The 4,863-nt window shown below is 69.7% G+C and carries 2 protein-coding genes; both read left to right on the top strand.

What is annotated here, in order from left to right:
- Positions 1-165 precede the first annotated feature (165 nt).
- Positions 166-603, top strand: a complete 438-nt coding sequence (locus AC2VOG_RS10825) for a hypothetical protein (protein ID WP_486939895.1) — start codon at positions 166-168, stop codon at positions 601-603.
- Between the two features lie 2 nt (positions 604-605).
- Positions 606-4,863, top strand: a 4,258-nt coding sequence (locus AC2VOG_RS10820) for an HAD-IC family P-type ATPase (protein ID WP_486939894.1), incomplete at its 3' end; no start/stop codon positions are given.

Here is a 4,863-nt window from a genome sequence, read left to right as displayed (position 1 = left end):
GGCAAGGCACCCAGCGACCACGCGCCGGTCGTGGTGGACATTCGCGCCGGTTGAGGCGTAAAAACTGCCGGCACGGGTATTCACCCGCTGTTCATTTGCCAATTAGGGCCATAAGATTGCGGACGTCAGAATGTGGCCCACGTATTTGAGTGCCAGGGAGTAATCATGGGTGTCGTCGACGGCGCCGTACGCAATGTAAGTCGAACGGTCGGCCGCGCCGCCTCGGCGACCACAGCCGCAGCGGGCGCAGTCGGAGGCGCTGCCGTCAACGGCGTCGTCGGCGCGGTGACCGGCGCGGCCGCCGGCGTGCAGAAGGGAATCGACAGTGGCCGCAACTCCACCCCTGCGGCCGCGTTGACGCTGGGTGCGCTCGGGGTGGTGGGCCTCGTCGAGTGGCCGATCCTGTTCGCCGTCGGCGGCGGTGCCCTGTTGCTGCGCCGGCTGAACAACTCCCACAGCGACGGCGAGCGCGGCACGCCGTTGACCTCCGTCAAGGCGGCAGCGCCTGCCAGGTCGAGCAACTCCGCCCGGCCGCGCAAGACGCCGGCCAAGCGGGCGCCGGCGCGGCAGTCCGGTGGCGCACAGTCGCGCACCCGCCGCTGATTTTGACGAGAGCACCGTTTCCGCTGCGCGCGGTCGCCGCACTGGCTGAATCGCTCGGCACGGCCGCCTCGACCGGCCTGACGCTGGCCGCGATCCCGCTCCGCGAAGGTGTCAGAGCGCTCTCGGACGGGCTGCCCGCGCCCACCTTGACTCGGCACAGCTGGCGTGGGAGCGGACGAGCATGGATCGAGGTCCGCGGGCTCGACGGCCCCGACGGCGCCGAACTCGGGACCGTCGTCGCAGACGCCGTCCTGGCCCGTTCCGGGGTCACGTCGGTCAGCGTGAACCGTCCGCTGTCGCGCATCGTCATCACCCTCGCCGGCGATCAGACCTCGGTGCGTGACCTGTGCCGGGTGATCGACGACGCCGAACGGAGCTACCGCGACGGCGCCGACGTACCACCCGACAGCGCTGTACCGCGCGCAAAAGCGCTGCCCGGCGATGGCGTGGTGATGGCGATCAGGCTCGCAACGGCGAGCGCCAACGCCGCCGGGCTGAGCGTCGCGCTCCTGGGCCGGACGCTGCGCTGGCAGCCGCTGCCCCCACCCGTCGGCGCAGCCAATTCGCTGCTGAATTACCAGCCGGTGTTGCGTCGGATGGTCGAGAACCGACTCGGCCAACCGGCGACCGACACCACCTTGACGCTGCTCACCGCGGCCGTACACCTTGGCTCGTTGTCGCTGCCATCGCTGGCGGTGGACCTGATGATGGAGACAATCAAGGCCGCCGAGACCCGCGCCGAAGCAAACGCGTGGCGCCGGCATGAACCGGGGTTGGCGCGTCACGCCGACCATGCACAGGTGTACCCGCCGTCGCGTCCGGTACCGGCACCGGACGGCCCCGCAGAACGCCACACTCGGCGGGCGGCAGGCATCCAAGCCGTCAGCGGCGCGGCAATAAGTGCCGCCAGCCGTGATCTGAACACCGGCTCGGCCGCGGTGACGGTGACCGCGCCGAAAGCGATGAAAACCACGCGCGAGGCGTTTGCGTCAACGCTGGGGCTCGGGTTGGCGGACGAGCACGCCGCACTGCCGATCCGCCCGGACAGCTTGCGCCGGCTGGATCGGATCGACACGCTGCTGGTCGACCCACGGGTATTGTGCACCAACACCTTACGCGTTGTCCGCGTCCGCGGAGCCGACGATGTCGAGCTTCCATCGGCCTGGAATCGCGCCCAGTTACTGCTGGAGAATCAGGATCTCGGCGTCGGATGGCACCCGGTCGGCTCCGAAATCGAAGCGCTGATCGGCTGGACTCACGACCCGTTGGCCCTGGCGGTGCTGACCGAGACCCGCCGGGCGGGGCTGGAACTGGTCTCTATCGAGATCGACGACCTCGGCGAGCTGGGGCCGGTGTTCGATGAGCTGCGGCCGCTCGACGCGGTGTCTGTCGACGACTCCCTCGCCGCGGCTTTGGGTGATCTGCAGCAGTCTGGCCGCACCGTGGCTGTCGTTTCATCGTCTGCGGCGCAAGCACTTTCGTCGGCCGATGTCGGCCTCGGCGTGATGCCCAAATCCGACGCGGAACCGCCGCCGTGGACCGCGCACCTGATCCTGAGCGACCTCGACGGTGTCTGGCGATTGCTGTACGCCATCCCGGCCGCTAAATCGGCCACCCAGCGCGGTATCGAGATCGCTAGCAGTGCAACGGCATTGGGCGCACTATTGATGGTGCCCGGCGTCACGGCTCGCTTGCCGAACCCGGTGGCCACGGGTGCTGCCGCCGGTATGCTGTCGGGCTACCTGATGGCCCGCCGCGTGCTGCGCGCACCGACCCCGCTGCCGGCGCCGATCCACGACTGGCATGCAATGCCGATCGACCAGGTCCGCGCGAGGCTGCCGCCACCGGCCGACGACCGGCAGTTGCAACAAAATTATGGCCTGGCCGCCAAGGTGATCGACACCGCTCACCGCGGCGCCGAGTTGACCGACCGCCCGCGCCAGGCGATCTGGCAATTCCTCAGCGCGGTCCGAGCCGAATTGTCCGACCCGCTGACCCCGGTGCTGGCGCTGGGCTCGGCGGCCAGCGCGGTACTGGGCTCGCCGGTAGACGCCGTGCTGGTCGGGTCGGTACTCACCGGGAATTCCATGCTGGCGGCCAGCCAGCGACTGCGCGCCGAGAATAGACTCAACGAGCTTCTGGCCCAACAGATTCCGCCAGCCCGCAAGGTCACGTTCGCGCCTGACGGTCGTCCGGTTTACACCGACGTGCTGGCCGCGGAACTGCGACCCGGCGACCTGATCGAACTCCGCACCAATGAAGTGGTGCCCGCGGATGCCCGACTCATCGAAGAAGAAGATCTCGAGGTCGACGAGTCCACGCTCAGTGGTGAATCGCTGCCGGTGGAAAAACAAGTCGAGCCCACACCGGGCGCTGTCGTGGCCGAGCGCCGGTGCATGCTCTACGGCGGCACCACGATCGTCGCAGGTACCGCGATGGCGCTGGTGACTGCTGTCGGCGCCGACACCCAAGCCCGCCGCGCCGCCGAACTGGTCTCCAGCAACCTTCCGCAGATCGGTCTGGAACATCAACTGAGCCAACTCACCAAGCGGGCCTTCCCGGTCAGCGTGACCGGCGGGCTGCTGGTCAGCGGGCTGGGGTTGCTGCGCCGCAAGGGTTTACGCGATGCGGTGGCCAGCGGGATCGCGATCACGGTGGCTGCGGTGCCCGAGGGTATGCCGCTGGTGGCAACCCTGGCGCAGGCGGCGTCGGCCCGGCGATTGACGAACTTCGGTGCGCTGGTGCGGGTTCCGCGATCGGTGGAGGCACTGGGACGCATCGAAGTGGTCTGCTTCGACAAGACGGGCACGCTGTCCGAGAACCGGCTGCGGGTGTCGCACGTGCATCCCGCCGAGGGCTACTCCCGCGACGACGTGCTGCGCTGCGCGGCCAGCGCGGCTCCCGACGCCAACGGTGGACCGCAGGTGCACGCCACCGACCGCGCGATCATCGAAGCGGCGCAACCGGTAGCAGAGGGCATCGAAGTATCAGCGCATCTGCCGTTCCGGTCCGGCAGGTCGTTCTCGGCATCGGTGTCTGGTGACGAATTGACTGTCAAGGGCGCGCCCGAGGTCGTGTTGGCCGCCAGCAACGGCGTCGGGCCCGACACCGAGGCGACCGTCCGCACGCTGGCGGCCGAGGGCTTACGCGTCATCGCCGTCGCGCGCCGCCGACTGACGGCCCAGCAGGCCCGACTGGTCACCGACGATGAAGACGCGATCGCCGACCTGGCCGTCGGCGAGCTGTCACTGGTGGGCTTCCTCGGGCTGTCCGACACTCCCCGGGCCGAGGCACCCGCCTTGCTGGCCGCGCTCACCGAACGCGAGATCGGCATCCGGCTGATCACGGGCGACCATCCGATCACCGCGGCGGCGATCGCCCGGGAGATGGGCATGGCGGTGACCGCAGACCAGGTCATCAGTGGCGCCGAGTGGGACGCCATGTCGCGCAAGAATCAGGAACGGGCGGTCAACGAGCGGGTGATCTTCGCCCGGATGTCGCCGGAGAACAAGGTCCAGGTCGTGCAGACGCTGGAGCGCGCCGGGAAGGTCTGCGCGATGGTCGGCGACGGCGCCAACGACGCCGCCGCCATCCGCGCGGCCACCGTCGGCATCGGCGTGGTCGCCCGGGGCAGCGACTCCTCCAGCGTCGCGGCCGACGTGGTGTTGCTCGACGCCCGCATCGAGGCACTGCTGAACGCCATCGACGAAGGCCGTGAGCTGTGGCGCCGTGTTCAGGCCGCGGTGTCAGTGCTGCTCGGCGGCAACGCCGGCGAGGTGGCGTTCGCGATCATCGGCAGCGCGATCACCGGCAACTCGCCGCTGAACACTCGTCAGCTGCTGCTGGTGAATATCTTCACCGACGCGCTGCCGGCGGCCGCTTTGGCGGTCAGCAAGCCGAGCGGTCCGGCTGGGGCCGACGGCCCCAAAGGCAGAGGCCCCGATCAGCAGGCGTTGTGGGAGGCGGTCGCGATCCGCGGCGCGACCACCGCGGCGGCGGCGACCGCGGCGTGGACGATGGCCGGCTTCACCGGGCGCCCGCAACGGGCGTCGACGGTGGCGCTGGTCGCGCTGGTGTCGGCGCAGCTGGGTCAGACGCTGCTGGACTCCCGTACTCCGCTGGTCGTGTTGACCGCGGGCGGCTCGCTGGCGGTGATGGGGACGCTGATCAGCATCCCCGGCGTCAGCCAGCTGCTGGGCTGCACTCCGCTCGGGCCGCTCGGCTGGGCGCAGGCGCTGGGCTCAGCCGGGGCTGCGACCG

The organism is Mycobacterium sp. TH-M11 (genome assembly GCF_057473725.1).
The sequence above is the reverse complement of the archived record's forward strand: the minus strand, read 5'-3'. Positions and strand labels throughout refer to the sequence as shown.